Raw genomic sequence first — 13580 nt, forward strand, 5'->3', positions numbered from 1 at the left:
AACGGCAAGGGGCAGATCTTCGTCAAGGGCGAGGTCATCAAGACCGTCCCCGAGTCGAAGATCGTCGAGACCCTGATCGAAGAGGCCATGAAGCTCGCGGAGCAGATGGAGGCCGAAGGCGTCGCCTCCGGCGAGCCCTCGGTGTCCGTCGCCGGCTGACGACGGCACAGGCGCGGCCGACCTGGTGCAACGCCCCCGGGGCCACGGCCGCCGCATCCGTCCCACAACCCCGCCCCACGGGGCGGCGCGCCACAAATTCGCCAGGTACAGTGCGGAGATCAGCGAACCCTCAGGGTGAGGCCCCGCACGTGTTGACGCAGACCACCTCCAGAGTGCTCGAACCGGGCGACCTGGACGCCGCGCTCGCCGTCCTGGACCGCGAGCCGGTCGCGAACGCCTTCGTGACCTCCCGCGTCCAGGTCGCCGGCCTCGACCCGTGGCGGCTCGGCGGCGAGATGTGGGGCTTCTACGAGGACGGGATACTCACGTCCCTGTGTTACGCGGGCGCCAACCTCGTCCCCATCTGCGCCACCCCGCGTGCCGTGCGCGCCTTCGCCGACCGTGCCCGCCGGGCCGGCCGCCGCTGCTCCTCCATCGTCGGCCCCGCCGAGCCCACCGCCCAGCTCTGGCGCCTCCTCGAACCGGGCTGGGGTCCGGCCCGCGAGGTCCGCAGGCACCAGCCCCTCATGGTCACCGACCGCATGCCCGCCGACATAGCCCCGGATCCCTACGTCCGCCGCATCCGCAAGGACGAGATGGAGACGATCATGCCAGCGTGCGTGGCGATGTTCACCGAGGAGGTCGGCGTCTCCCCGCTGGCCGGCGACGGCGGGCTGCTCTACCAGGCCCGGGTCGCCGAACTGGTCGGCTCCGGCCGCTCCTTCGCCCGCCTCGACGAGCACGGCAAGGTCGTCTTCAAGGCGGAGATCGGCGCGGCGACGCCGCAGGCCTGCCAGATCCAGGGCGTGTGGGTGGCCCCCGAGTACCGCGGGAAGGGCCTGGCCGCCCCCGGCATGGCGGCGGTCCTGCGGTACGCGCTGGCCGACGTGGCACCGGTCGTCAGCCTCTACGTCAACGACTTCAACACCGCCGCGCGCAGGACGTACCGGAGAGTGGGCTTCCGGGAGGTCGGCGCGTTCATGAGCGTGCTGTTCTGACCTCGGCCCGGCTCCGGGACCCGTCGCTGTCGCGATCCCTGTAGTCTCCCCGCATGCTGCGCTTTCCCGGTCACGGTCACTCCCAGCCCGACGACGTGGTGATCGGCCCGCTCGACCTTCCCGCCCGGGTCGACGAAGCGCTCGCCGTCCAGGCCGTCGCCTTCGGACTCGGCGCGGAAGAGGTCGCCGTACGCCGTCAGATCGTCCTGCGCCACATGACCTTTCCCGGCGCGAGGGCCCTGGGCGCCACCACCGCCCGGGACGACCTCGTCGGATTCGTGTACGGCATGCCCAACGACCGCACCCACTGGTGGTCCACCGTCGTCGAGCCGTACCTGCGGGCGCAGGGCCACGACGACTGGCTCGACGACTCCTTCGTGATCACCGAGCTGCACGTCCACCCGCGCTACCAGAACCGCGGCATCGGCCGCTCCCTCATCACCACGATCACCGACGGCGCCACCGAGCCCCGCTCGATCCTGTCCGCGATCGACATCGAGAGCCCGGCGCGCGGCCTCTACCGCTCCCTCGGCTACCGGGACCTGGCCCGCCAGGTCCTCTTCCCGAGCGCCGCGAAGCCCTACGCCGTGATGGGCGCCCCCCTGCCACTGCTCCGCCGCCGGTAGGGCCTGCCCCAACCGATTTCCGCCGCCCCCGGCGGCCCGGCTAACCTCCTAGGCATCACCCTTACGCCGCAGCAGGAGTACGAGAACCATGGCGAACACACCGGTCCAGCGCATGTCCCAGTTGATGGCGAAGACGCTGCGCGACGACCCGGCGGACGCCGAGGTGCTCAGCCACAAGCTGCTCGTCCGCGCCGGTTACGTCCGCCGGACCGCCGCCGGCGTCTGGAGCTGGCTGCCGCTGGGCCGGAAGGTTCTCGCCAACGTGGAGCGGATCGTCCGCGAGGAGATGGACGCCATCGGCGCGCAGGAGGTGCTGCTGCCCGCCCTGCTGCCGCGGGAGCCGTACGAGGCGACCGGCCGCTGGGAGGAGTACGGCGCCGAGCTGTTCCGCCTGAAGGACCGCAAGGGCGGCGACTACCTCCTCGGCCCGACGCACGAGGAGATCTTCACGCTGCTGGTGAAGGACCAGGCGTCCTCCTACAAGGACCTGCCGGTGATCCTCTACCAGATCCAGCACAAGTACCGCGACGAGGCCCGCCCGCGGGCCGGCATCCTGCGCGGCCGTGAGTTCCTGATGAAGGACTCCTACTCCTTCGACCTCACCGACGAGGGGCTCGCCCACTCGTACGCCCTGCACCGCGAGGCCTACCGCCGGGTCTTCGACCGTCTCGGCCTCGACTACCGCATCTGCGCGGCGACCGCCGGCGCGATGGGCGGCTCGAAGTCGGAGGAGTTCCTCGCCCCGGCCGACGCCGGCGAGGACACCTTCGCGGACTGCCCGAACTGCGACTTCGCGGCCAACACCGAGGCGATCACCTACGAACTGCGGCCCCAGGACGCCGCCGGCGTGCCGGCCGCCGAGGAGATCCCGACCCCGAACACCCCCACCATCGAGACCCTCGCCGCCTCCCTCGGCGTCCCGGCCTCCGCCACCCTGAAGAACCTCCTGGTGAAGGTCGATGGCGAGATCGTCGCCGTCGGCGTCCCCGGCGACCGCGAGGTCGACCTGGACAAGGTCGAGGCGCACTTCGCCCCGGCCGTCGTCGAGATGGTCACCGAGGAGGACTTCACCAGCCGGCCGGACCTGGTACGCGGCTACGTCGGCCCGCAGGGCCTGGAGAAGACCAAGTACATCGCCGACCCGCGGATCGCCCCGGGCACCGCGTGGATCACCGGCGCCAACAAGCCGGACCTGCACGCCAAGAACGTGGTGGCCGGCCGTGACTTCGAGGTCGACGAGTACGTCGACGTCGTGGTGGTGCAGGAGGGCGACCCGTGCCCCAAGTGCGGCACCGGCCTGAAGCTGGACCGCGCCATCGAGATCGGCCACATCTTCCAGCTGGGCCGCAAGTACGCCGACGCCCTCAAGCTCGACGTCCTCGGCCAGAACGGCAAGCCGGTCCGCGTCACCATGGGCTCCTACGGCATCGGCGTCTCCCGCGCCGTCGCCGCCCTCGCCGAGCAGACCGCCGACGAGCAGGGCCTGTGCTGGCCGGCGGAGGTCGCCCCGGCCGACGTGCACGTGGTGGCCGCGGGCAAGGCCCTGCAGATCGAGCTGGCGCTCGACGTCTCCGAGCGACTGCGCGCCGCCGGCCTGCGCGTCCTGGTCGACGACCGGGCCGGGGTCTCCCCGGGCGTGAAGTTCACGGACTCCGAGCTGATCGGCGTACCGAAGATCCTGGTGGCGGGCCGCCGCTCCGCCGAGGGCGTGCTGGAGCTGAAGGACCGTAAGACCGGCGAGCGCGAGGAGCTGACGGTCGAGGAGGCCATCGCCCGCCTCACCGCGTGAGCGGGGCCTTGGGGCCCTTACGGTCCCGATTCCCTTCCGGTCCGTTCCCCGGCGGCGTTCCGGTCCGTTCCCCGGCAGGTTGCTGGTCCGTAGCGCGGCGGGTTCCGGTCCGTTTCCGGGGGCGTTCGGGTCGTGGCGGCGTTCCGGTCCGTGTCTGCGGCGGGGGCCCGCCGCACCCGGCCGGCGGGAGCGGTCCGGGCCCGGTGGCGCCGGTCGGTATGGCACCGGCTGCGCCGTCCGGTCGGTGCCGCGGCCGCGCGGTGAGGAGAGCGCCGCGTGGGCCGCGCCGGACCTCGCCGCCCGTCTCCGCCACCGCCGGGTCGCCGGTCGTCACCTCGTCGCGCCCGGCGGCAGCGTGCTGGTCCTCGCCACCGCCGGCCTCGGCGCCGGCCCGGCGTACGGGCTCGTCAGCGGCGCCCGGGCCCACAGGTGCGGCAGGTCGCGGGTGCCGGGCGGCGAGGCGGTCAGGTCGTCCGCACGGCCCTGGTATCCGGCCGGTGGGCCGGGGTCAGAGCCAGCTCGCGAACTCCAGCAGCAGCTCGGCGTCCCGTTCCCGTCCGACCCTGCGCGCCCGTACGCCGGATTCCACGGCCCTGAACAGCGTCCAGCCGCGCAGCCGTTCCCGGTCGACCTCCAGCGCCTCCGCGAGCCGCTTCACGCGCCGCCGGGTCGTGGTGGCGCCGGACGGCGAGGCGATCAGGTCCTCCACCCGGTCCCGTACCAGCCGCGCCAGGTCGAAGGCGCACTCGCCGACCACCGGGTCCGGGCCCACCGCCAGCCACGGCATCCGCTCCCCGGCGAGCACCTTGCTCTGCCGGAAGGTCCCGTGCAGCAGACGCTGCTCGGGCGGCGCCGCCAGCAGTTCCTCGCGGGCCGCGAGCGCCGCGTAGACCAGCGGGGCCAGCTCGGGGTTCGCCGACGCGCTCGCCCGCATCGCCGCCGCCTGCCGGCCGGTCCGCTCGGCCACCGTCTCGAAGGAGTGTCCGGCGGGCGGCCCCACCCACAGCCGCCGCAGCGTGCCCGCCGCCTCCAGCTGGGCCCTCGCCTCCGGCAGCGACCGCACCGAGACGTCCGGGTGCAGCCGCTCCAGCAGCAGCACGCCCTCGGTCACGAAGGGCTCCAGCAGCTGCACGGCGCCCAGGCCGTCCCAGTGCGCGAGCGCGGCCCGCTCGCTCTCCGGACGCGCCCGGGGCGGCGCCAGCTTGAGCACGACGGGGGTGCCGTCCGGCCGCCGCACCAGCACCACCAGACTGCTGCGCCCGCCCGGCACCTGGACCCGTTCGACAGTCAGCTCACGCAGGGCAACGGCCTGTCGCACCGCCCGGGGCAGCTGCTCCAGCCAGTCGTCACCGCCCGGCGCGCTCTCACCGAGCGCCCTGACCAGGCGTCGCGGGGGTTCCAAGGCCATGCGCGAGTCGTCCCTTTCCAGTCCCGGTCACGCCGTCGGCGTCGCCGACGGACCGGCGTCGGCCGCCCGCTCGGCGAGACCAGGGAAGGCTACGCTCTCCCCGCGCCAGCGCACCGCGCGCACCGCCGCCTCGCGCAGCGCCTCGGCGGCGCCGCGCCGCAGCTCGCCTCCGGACGCCCGCACCAGGTCGGAGTACACCCCGGCCACCCGGTCCTCCAACTCGGCGGCCAGCCGCACCGCCGCGGCCGAGTCCGGCACCGGAAAAGGCAGCGCGTAAGCCGCCGCGGCCGCCGCCGGGGTGCCGCCCAGGTCGCGCACCTCGCGCACCAGCGTGTCCCGCCGGGCCCGGTGGGCGTCGTACGCGGACCGGGCCTCCGCCCGGCGCCGCTCACCGATCCGCCCGCCGACCACCCCGTACCCGTACACGGCGGCATGCTCGGCCGCCAGCGCCGCCTGAAGGGCCTGCAACCGCCTCTGCTCGCTCACCGGGCGCCTTCCGTCAGCAGGTACGCGTGCGCGGCGCCCGCCGCCGCCACCGAGGCGAGCAGGCGTGCCAGTTCGCCCGGCAGGCCGTCGAGCGCGGCCGTGCGGCGGTCGGCCAGGGAGCGCTCCGCGGCGGCGAGCCCGGCGAGGGCGGACTTCTCGTCGGCGGGCGCGGTGGCCGACGCCGAGGCGGTCACCGACGGGGACGCGGACGCGTCGGCCGACGGGGCCGAGGGGGACGGCGACGTCGTCCCGCCCTTGCCCCCGAACGCCTCCGCATGCCGCGCGACCTCCGCCCGCAACGGTGCCAGCCGCTCGGCGAGCCCGGGGAACGCGGCGATCACACCGTCGTACCGCTCCAGCAGGCCCGCGCTGTCCCGGGCCGCACGCGCGCGTGCCCGCTCGGCGGCCGACGGACGGCCGCCCCCGCTCTCCTCCGACGGGCCGGCTCCGGACGAGCAGCCCGCCAGCAGGGCGGCCCCGGCGGCCGAGGCGAGCAGGGATCTTCTGCGCGGCGCGGACAGGGCGCGCGACGGCGGGGGGTACGGCACGGCAGACGTCCTCGGAGGCTCGTACGAACAAACGGGCGGGAAGGGCGGCCCGCCGTGATCACGGTACCCGCGCCCCCGCCCGCCGCCGGGCACCGGCACCGCCCGCGTATCCGTCCGCTGCCGGGTGCCGGCACCCGGCCGTGTCTCCGTGCGCCGCCGGGCACCGGCCGTGCCTGCGCCTGCCGCCGGGCACTGGCACCGTGCGTGCCTCCGTCCGCTGCCGGGTGCCGGCACCCGGCCGTGTTTCCGTGCGCCGCCGGCATCACCCGCGCCCCCGCCCGCCGTCAGGCACCGGCGTCCGCCCCTGCGGGCGTGGACGGCAACACCCCCCGCGACCCGATACCCTTTGACCAGACACGCGACCCATCCCACAACAGCACACGCGGCCGAGGAGTCACCCGGATGAGCACCACCCACAGCGAGAGGCTGCGAGAGCTCCTGGAACCGCTCGTCAGCTCCCAGGGCCTGGATCTCGAGGAGATCGCGGTGGACTCGGTCGGACGCAAGCGGGTGCTGCGCGTGGTCGTCGACTCCGACACCGGTGCCGACCTGGACCAGATCGCCGATGTGAGCCGCGCGCTCTCGGCGAAGCTCGACGAGACGGACGCGATGGGCGAGGGCGAGTACACCCTCGAGGTCGGCACCCCGGGCGCGGAACGCCTCCTCACGGAACACCGGCACTACGTCCGCGCGATCGACCGGCTGGTGAAGTTCCAGCTGGCCGAGGGCGGCGAGCTGGTCGCCAGAATCCTCAAGGTCGACGACGCAGGACTCGACCTCGAGGTGCCCGGGGTCAAGGGGCGCAGGGCCACCACGCGCAGGATCGCCTTCCCCGAGATCGAGAAGGCCCGCGTGCAGGTGGAATTCAGCCGTAAGGACAAGCACGAAGAGAACGCAGAGGAGGCGTAGCCGTGGACATCGACATGAGTGCCCTGCGGGGCTTGGTACGGGAGAAGGAGATCTCCTTCGACCTGCTGGTCGAGGCGATCGAGTCGGCCCTCCTCATCGCCTACCACCGCACCGAGGGAAGCCGCCGCCACGCGCGCGTGGAGCTCAACCGGGAGACCGGGCATGTGACCGTGTGGGCGAAGGAGGATCCCGAGGACCTCGAGGAGGGCCAGGAGCCCCGCGAGTTCGACGACACCCCGTCCGGTTTCGGCCGCATCGCCGCCACCACCGCCAAGCAGGTGATCCTGCAGCGGCTGCGCGACGCCGAGGACGACGCGACGCTCGGCGAGTACGCCGGCCGCGAGGGCGACATCGTCACCGGCGTGGTCCAGCAGGGCCGCGACCCGAAGAACGTGCTGGTGGACATCGGCAAGCTGGAGGCCATCCTGCCGGTGCAGGAGCAGGTGCCCGGCGAGACGTACCAGCACGGCATGCGCCTGAGGTCGTACGTCGTCCGGGTGGCGAAGGGCGTCCGCGGCCCGTCCGTGACGCTCTCCCGCACCCACCCGAACCTGGTGAAGAAGCTGTTCGCGCTCGAGGTGCCGGAGATCGCCGACGGGTCCGTCGAGATCGCCGCGATCGCACGCGAGGCCGGTCACCGCACGAAGATCGCCGTCCGGTCCACCCGATCGGGCCTGAACGCCAAGGGCGCCTGCATCGGTCCGATGGGCGGACGTGTGCGCAATGTCATGGGCGAACTGAACGGCGAGAAGATCGACATCGTCGACTGGTCGGACGACCCCGCGGAGATGGTCGCCAACGCGCTGTCACCCGCCCGGGTCTCCAAGGTGGAGGTCGTGGACATGGCCGCCAGGTCCGCCCGGGTGACCGTGCCGGACTACCAACTGTCCCTCGCCATCGGCAAGGAGGGGCAGAACGCCCGGCTCGCCGCCCGGCTCACCGGATGGCGTATCGACATCCGCCCGGACACCGAGCAGACAGCCGGGGAATAGTTCCAAGCCGCAGGTCGCTTAGATCACGACAGTTATGTGCGCAGCAACGTTCGATCTCAGCCCCAAAGGGGTGAGGTCGGTACGGGGAGGTAGACTTAAGAGTGTCTGGCCGGACGCGCACCCGAACATGCCCTGAACGCACGTGTGTGGGATGCCGGGAGCGAGCGGCCAAGGCCGACCTACTGCGCATCGTGGCGATCGAGGACGAGTGCGTCCCCGATCCTCGCGGTACGCTGCCCGGCCGGGGTGCCTATGTGCACCCCGCCTCGGTCTGTCTCGACCAGGCGGTACGCCGCCGGGCGTTCACGCGGGCACTGCGCGCCCCGGGAGCGCTCGACACAAAGGCGTTGCGCCGATACGTCGAGCAGACGACAGTTGCCGATCGGGCAACACCGTAAGTCGTGCCGCACGGAACCCCCCGTGCGGCCTGGTACCTCGCGAGTCGAAAGCAGGTCGAGATTGCGATGAGCACTCGATGAGTACGCGATGAGTACGCCCATGAACTAGCGACGGTCCGGCCGCAACCCGGACCTCAAAGGAGCGAAGTGGCTAAGGTCCGGGTCTACGAACTCGCCAAGGAGTTCGGTGTCGAGAGCAAGGTCGTCATGGCCAAGCTCCAGGAACTCGGTGAATTCGTCCGTTCGGCGTCTTCGACCATCGAAGCGCCCGTAGTACGCAAACTGACTGACGCCTTCCAGGCGGGCAGCGGCAACGGCAAGTCCGCCGGCCGCCCCGCGCCCCGGAAGGCCGCCCCCAAGCCCGGCGCGCCCTCTCCGGCGCAGGCGGCCCGTCCGGCTGCCCCGAGGCCGCCGGCGCCGGCTCCGGCCGCGCCCAGGCCCGCCGCGGCGCAGCAGCCCGCGGCCCCGTCGGCGCCCGCGCCGGCTCCGGGACCGCGTCCGACGCCGGGCCCCAGGCCCGCACCGCGTCCGGCTCCTGCCGCGCCCACCACGCCGGAGTTCACCGCTCCGCCGTCGGCGCCGGCTCCGGCCCCGTCCGCGCCGGCCTCCCAGGGCCCGCGTCCCGGCGCCCGTCCCGGTGCCCCCAAGCCCGGCGGCCGTCCGGCCGGCGGTCAGGGCCAGGGTCAGGGCCGTCCCGGTCAGGGCGCCCCGCGCCCCGGCGGTCAGGCACCGCGTCCGGGTGGACGCCCGGCCGGTCCGCGCCCGGGCAACAACCCCTTCACCTCCGGTGGCTCCACCGGCATGGCGCGCCCGCAGGCGCCCCGGCCGCAGGGGCCTCGTCCGGGCGGTCCCGGTGCCCCCGGCGCCGGTCCCCGGCCCCAGGCGCCCGGCGGCGCCCAGGGCGGCGGTCCGCGTCCGCAGGCTCCGGGCGGTCCGCGTCCGACGCCGGCCGGCATGCCCCGTCCGCAGGGCGGTCCGCGTCCCGGCGGCGGCCCCGGCGGCCCGCGTCCGAACCCCGGCATGATGCCGCAGCGTCCCGCTGCGGGTCCGCGTCCCGGCGGCGGTGGCCCCGGTGGCCGCGGTCCCGGCGGTGCCGGTCGTCCCGGCGGCGCCGGACGTCCGGGCGGCGGCGGCTTCGCCGGTCGTCCCGGCGGCGGTGGCGGCGGTGGCTTCGCCGGTCGTCCCGGCGGTCCCGGTGGCGGCGGCGGTGGCTTCGCCGGCCGTCCGGGTGGTCCCGGCGCCGGCGGCGGTGGCCGTCCCGGCTTCGGCGGTCGTCCCGGCGGTCCGGGCGGTCGCGGTGGCACGCAGGGCGCCTTCGGCCGTCCCGGCGGTCCCGCGCGCCGTGGCCGCAAGTCGAAGCGGCAGAGGCGCCAGGAGTACGAGGCCATGCAGGCCCCGTCGGTCGGCGGCGTGATGCTGCCTCGCGGCAACGGCGAGAGCATTCGCCTGTCGCGCGGTGCGTCGCTCACCGACTTCGCCGAGAAGATCAACGCCAACCCGGCGTCGCTCGTCGCGGTGATGATGAACCTGGGCGAGATGGTCACGGCCACGCAGTCCGTCTCCGACGAGACGCTGCAGCTCCTCGCCGACGAGATGAACTACACGGTTCAGATCGTCAGCCCCGAGGAGGAGGACCGCGAGCTGCTCGAGTCCTTCGACATCGAGTTCGGCGAGGACGAGGGCTCGGAGGAGGACCTGGTCGTCCGTCCGCCGGTCGTCACCGTCATGGGTCACGTCGACCACGGCAAGACCCGCCTGCTCGACGCCATCCGCAAGACGAACGTCATCGCGGGCGAGGCCGGCGGCATCACCCAGCACATCGGTGCCTACCAGGTCGCGACCGAGGTCAACGACGAAGAGCGCAAGATCACCTTCATCGACACCCCGGGTCACGAGGCGTTCACCGCCATGCGTGCCCGCGGTGCGAAGTCGACCGACATCGCGATCCTGGTCGTCGCGGCCAACGACGGCGTCATGCCGCAGACGGTCGAGGCGCTCAACCACGCCAAGGCGGCCGACGTCCCGATCGTCGTCGCGGTCAACAAGATCGACGTCGAGGGCGCGGACCCGACCAAGGTGCGCGGTCAGCTGACCGAGTACGGCCTGGTGGCCGAGGAGTACGGCGGCGACACCATGTTCGTCGACATCTCCGCCAAGCAGGGTCTGCACATCGACTCGCTGCTGGAGGCCGTGATCCTCACGGCCGACGCCTCGCTCGACCTGCGGGCCAACCCGAACCAGGACGCGCAGGGCATCTCGATCGAGTCCCGTCTCGACCGCGGCCGCGGTGCCGTGGCGACGGTCCTCGTCCAGCGCGGCACGCTGCGGGTCGGCGACACGATGGTCGTGGGCGACGCCTACGGCCGGGTGCGCGCCATGCTCGACGACAACGGCAACAACGTCGCCGAGGCGGGCCCGTCGACGCCGGTCCAGGTCCTGGGCCTGACCAACGTCCCGGGCGCGGGCGACAACTTCCTGGTGGTCGACGAGGACCGTACGGCCCGTCAGATCGCCGAGAAGCGCGCCGCCCGCGAGCGCAACGCGGCCTTCGCCAAGCGCACGCGCCGCGTGTCCCTGGAGGACCTGGACAAGGTGCTCAAGGCCGGCGAGGTCCAGCAGCTGAACCTGATCATCAAGGGTGACGCTTCTGGTTCGGTCGAGGCGCTCGAGTCCTCCCTGCTCCAGCTGGACGTCGGCGAAGAGGTCGACATCCGGGTCCTGCACCGCGGCGTCGGTGCGGTCACGGAGTCGGACATCGACCTGGCGATGGGCTCCGACGCCATCGTGATCGGCTTCAACGTCCGCGCGGCCGGCCGCGCGGCGCAGATGGCCGAGCGCGAGGGCGTGGACGTCCGGTACTACTCGGTCATCTACCAGGCGATCGAGGAGATCGAGGCGGCCCTCAAGGGCATGCTCAAGCCGGAGTACGAGGAGGTCGAGCTCGGCACGGCGGAGATCCGCGAGGTCTTCAAGTCGTCCAAGCTGGGCAACATCGCCGGTGTCCTCATCCGGTCCGGCGAGGTGCGCCGCAACACCAAGGCCCGCCTCATCCGCGACGGCAAGGTGGTCGCGGAGAACCTCACCATCGAGGGCCTGCGTCGCTTCAAGGACGACGTCACCGAGATCCGCGAAGGCTACGAGGGCGGTATCAACCTCGGAAACTTCAACGACATCAAGGTCGACGACGTCATCGCGACGTACGAGATGCGGGAGAAGCCGCGCGCCTAAGCGCCCGGCCTTCCGAGACGGTCCGGTCCGGGGCCGGTCGACGGAGAGTAATTTCCGTCGATCGGCCCCGGCCGTTCGTTGTACGGTGCTGATGTTCCCGCCGGTGGTCCGGCGGGCCCATCGATCCCGTACCGGCGGGTCATCCGGGCACACATGTATGTGGGGACTCTGTCCTTCGACCTGCTCCTCGGCGACGTACGGTCGCTGAAGGAGAAACGCTCCGTCGTCCGCCCGATCGTCGCCGAGCTGCAGCGGAAGTACTCCGTGAGCGCGGCCGAGGTCGACCACATGGACCTGTACCGCAGGGCCGGCATCGGCCTGGCGGTCGTGGCAGGCGACGCGGGCCACGTCAGCGACGTACTGGACCGGTGCGAGCGGCTGGTCGCCGGGCGCCCCGAGGTGGAGCTGCTGTCGGTGAGACGCCGCTTCCACGGCGACGACGACTGACCACAGAACGCAGAGAAAGAAAGAACGGGAGACGACCAGTGGCCGACAACGCGCGGGCTAAGAGGCTGGCGGACCTCATCCGAGAGGTGGTGGCCCAGAAGCTGCAGCGCGGGATCAAGGACCCGCGGCTCGGCTCGCACGTCACCATCACGGACACCCGGGTCACCGGGGACCTCCGGGAGGCGACCGTCTTCTACACGGTGTACGGGGACGAGGAGGAGCGCAAGGCCGCGGCCGCCGGTCTGGAGAGCGCCAAGGGCGTGCTCCGCTCGGCGGTCGGCGCGGCGGCGGGCGTGAAGTTCACCCCCACCTTGACCTTCGTGGCGGACGCGCTCCCGGACACCGCCCGGACCATCGAGGACCTCCTCGACCGGGCGCGCGAGTCCGACGCCAAGGTGCGCGAGGCGTCCGCGGGCGCCGCGTACGCCGGCGGCGCGGACCCGTACAAGAAGCCGGGTGAGGACGAGGACGACACCGCCGAATGACCCAGAACAACCGGACGCCCGACGGCCTCGTCATCGTCGACAAGCCGTCGGGCTTCACTTCGCACGACGTGGTCGCCAAGATGCGCGGCATCGCCCGGACCCGGCGCGTCGGCCACGCGGGCACCCTCGACCCGATGGCGACGGGGGTCCTGGTCCTCGGCGTCGAGAGGGCCACCAAGCTCCTCGGCCACCTGGCGCTGACCGAGAAGGAGTACCTGGGCACGATCCGGCTCGGCCAGACCACGGTCACCGACGACGCCGAGGGCGAGATCACGGCGTCCACCGACGCCTCCAAGGTCACCCGCGACGCCGTCGACGCCCAGATCGCCAAGCTGACCGGCGACATCATGCAGGTCCCGTCCAAGGTCAGCGCCATCAAGATCGACGGCGTGCGGTCGTACAAGCGGGCCCGGGAGGGCGAGGACTTCGAGATCCCGGCCCGCCCGGTCACCGTCTCGTCCTTCGCCGTGTACGACGTCCGGGACGCCGTCGCCGAGGACGGCACCCCGGTCCTCGACCTGGTCGTGTCGGTGGTCTGCTCCTCCGGGACCTACATCCGGGCCCTGGCCCGCGACCTGGGCGCCGGCCTGGGCGTCGGCGGCCACCTCACGGCGCTGCGCCGCACCCGCGTCGGCCCGTACAAGCTGGACGCCGCCAGGACGCTGGACCAGCTCCAGCAGGAGCTGACCGTGATGCCGATCGCCGAGGCGGCCGCCGCCGCGTTCCCCCGCTGGGACGTGGACACCCGCCGCGCCCGGCTGCTCCTCAACGGCGTACGCCTGGAGATGCCGGACGTGTACTCCGGCGCCGGAGCCGTGGCCGTCTTCGACCCCGAGGGCCGGTTCCTCGCGCTCGTCGAGGAACAGAAGGGCAAGGCCAAGAGCCTGGCCGTGTTCGGCTGAGCCGGCGGCCTTCGGCAGGGCTCCTGTCCGTGGGGCGGGCTTCGGCTCCGTGGGGCGGGCTTCGGCCCGGCCTGTCCGTGGAGCGGCGGTCACGGGGTTCGATGTGCCCGCCGCTCCACGGTCCCCCCTCGGTTCCCCCACCCCCTAAGGTGTCCAACCGGCCCCGCCGATTCACCCGTCCGGGCAGGCGCTCGGAGTGAACCGG

13 protein-coding genes and 1 pseudogene are annotated in these 13580 nt (G+C 73.0%); 11 read left to right on the forward strand and 3 right to left on the reverse strand.

The features are described 5' to 3' along the window. The 4 genes and pseudogenes from AB0G63_RS34280 to AB0G63_RS34295 all read left to right on the forward strand — a co-directional run. A pseudogene (locus AB0G63_RS34280) lies at positions 1 to 159 on the forward strand (4-hydroxy-3-methylbut-2-en-1-yl diphosphate synthase); the annotation flags it as partial. Between the two features lie 149 nt (positions 160 to 308). Next, entirely contained in the window at positions 309 to 1157 is an 849-nt protein-coding gene (locus tag AB0G63_RS34285) for a GNAT family N-acetyltransferase (protein WP_360758494.1), read from the forward strand. Positions 1158 to 1210: 53 nt separating this feature from the next. Further along, positions 1211 to 1783 (forward strand): GNAT family N-acetyltransferase, encoded by a 573-nt coding sequence (locus AB0G63_RS34290; RefSeq protein ID WP_360758496.1) that lies wholly within the window; start codon positions 1211 to 1213, stop codon positions 1781 to 1783. Positions 1784 to 1871: 88 nt separating this feature from the next. Then, complete coding sequence (locus AB0G63_RS34295) at positions 1872 to 3572, forward strand: proline--tRNA ligase (protein WP_360758498.1); 1701 nt, start codon at positions 1872 to 1874, stop codon at positions 3570 to 3572. Positions 3573 to 4080: 508 nt separating this feature from the next. Here AB0G63_RS34295 and AB0G63_RS34300 read toward each other — a convergent pair. From AB0G63_RS34300 to AB0G63_RS34310, 3 genes are read right to left on the reverse strand one after another with little or no spacing between them, the layout of a single operon-like run. Then, positions 4081 to 4980, reverse strand: a complete 900-nt coding sequence (locus AB0G63_RS34300) for an aminoglycoside phosphotransferase family protein (protein WP_360758500.1) — start codon at positions 4978 to 4980, stop codon at positions 4081 to 4083. A gap of 27 nt (positions 4981 to 5007) precedes the next feature. Beyond that, entirely contained in the window at positions 5008 to 5466 is a 459-nt protein-coding gene (locus tag AB0G63_RS34305; RefSeq protein ID WP_360758502.1) for a ferritin-like domain-containing protein, read from the reverse strand. Next, complete coding sequence (locus AB0G63_RS34310; protein WP_360758504.1) at positions 5463 to 6014, reverse strand: hypothetical protein; 552 nt, start codon at positions 6012 to 6014, stop codon at positions 5463 to 5465. Before AB0G63_RS34310 ends, AB0G63_RS34305 begins: the two co-directional genes overlap by 4 nt. 402 nt (positions 6015 to 6416) lie before the next feature. Here AB0G63_RS34310 and rimP point away from each other — a divergent pair, with 402 nt between their 5' ends. The 7 genes from rimP (at position 6417) to truB (ending at position 13375) form a co-directional block, all read left to right on the forward strand. Continuing rightward, positions 6417 to 6923, forward strand: coding sequence for a ribosome maturation factor RimP (gene rimP, locus AB0G63_RS34315; RefSeq protein ID WP_360758506.1), 507 nt, complete (start codon positions 6417 to 6419; stop codon positions 6921 to 6923). Between the two features lie 2 nt (positions 6924 to 6925). Beyond that, on the forward strand, positions 6926 to 7915 hold the full coding sequence (gene nusA / locus AB0G63_RS34320) for a transcription termination factor NusA (RefSeq protein WP_360758508.1): 990 nt from the start codon (positions 6926 to 6928) through the stop codon (positions 7913 to 7915). 101 nt (positions 7916 to 8016) lie between these two features. Further along, positions 8017 to 8313, forward strand: a complete 297-nt coding sequence (locus AB0G63_RS34325; RefSeq protein ID WP_360758510.1) for a YlxR family protein — start codon at positions 8017 to 8019, stop codon at positions 8311 to 8313. Positions 8314 to 8460: 147 nt separating this feature from the next. Further along, positions 8461 to 11541 carry a translation initiation factor IF-2 gene (gene infB / locus AB0G63_RS34330; protein WP_360758512.1) on the forward strand — a complete coding sequence of 1027 codons (3081 nt, stop codon included), beginning with the start codon at positions 8461 to 8463 and terminating at the stop codon, positions 11539 to 11541. 153 nt (positions 11542 to 11694) lie between these two features. Beyond that, complete coding sequence (locus tag AB0G63_RS34335) at positions 11695 to 11988, forward strand: DUF503 domain-containing protein (RefSeq protein WP_360758514.1); 294 nt, start codon at positions 11695 to 11697, stop codon at positions 11986 to 11988. A gap of 38 nt (positions 11989 to 12026) precedes the next feature. Continuing rightward, positions 12027 to 12473, forward strand: coding sequence for a 30S ribosome-binding factor RbfA (rbfA, locus tag AB0G63_RS34340; protein ID WP_324790264.1), 447 nt, complete (start codon positions 12027 to 12029; stop codon positions 12471 to 12473). Then, the gene (gene truB / locus AB0G63_RS34345) at positions 12470 to 13375 is read left to right on the forward strand and encodes a tRNA pseudouridine(55) synthase TruB (protein WP_360758516.1); all 906 of its coding nucleotides are present in this window, start codon (positions 12470 to 12472) and stop codon (positions 13373 to 13375) included. Before rbfA ends, truB begins: the two co-directional genes overlap by 4 nt. Positions 13376 to 13580 lie beyond the last annotated feature (205 nt).

This window comes from Streptomyces sp. NPDC020996 (assembly GCF_040641355.1).
Classification (GTDB): Bacteria; Actinomycetota; Actinomycetes; order Streptomycetales; family Streptomycetaceae; genus Streptomyces.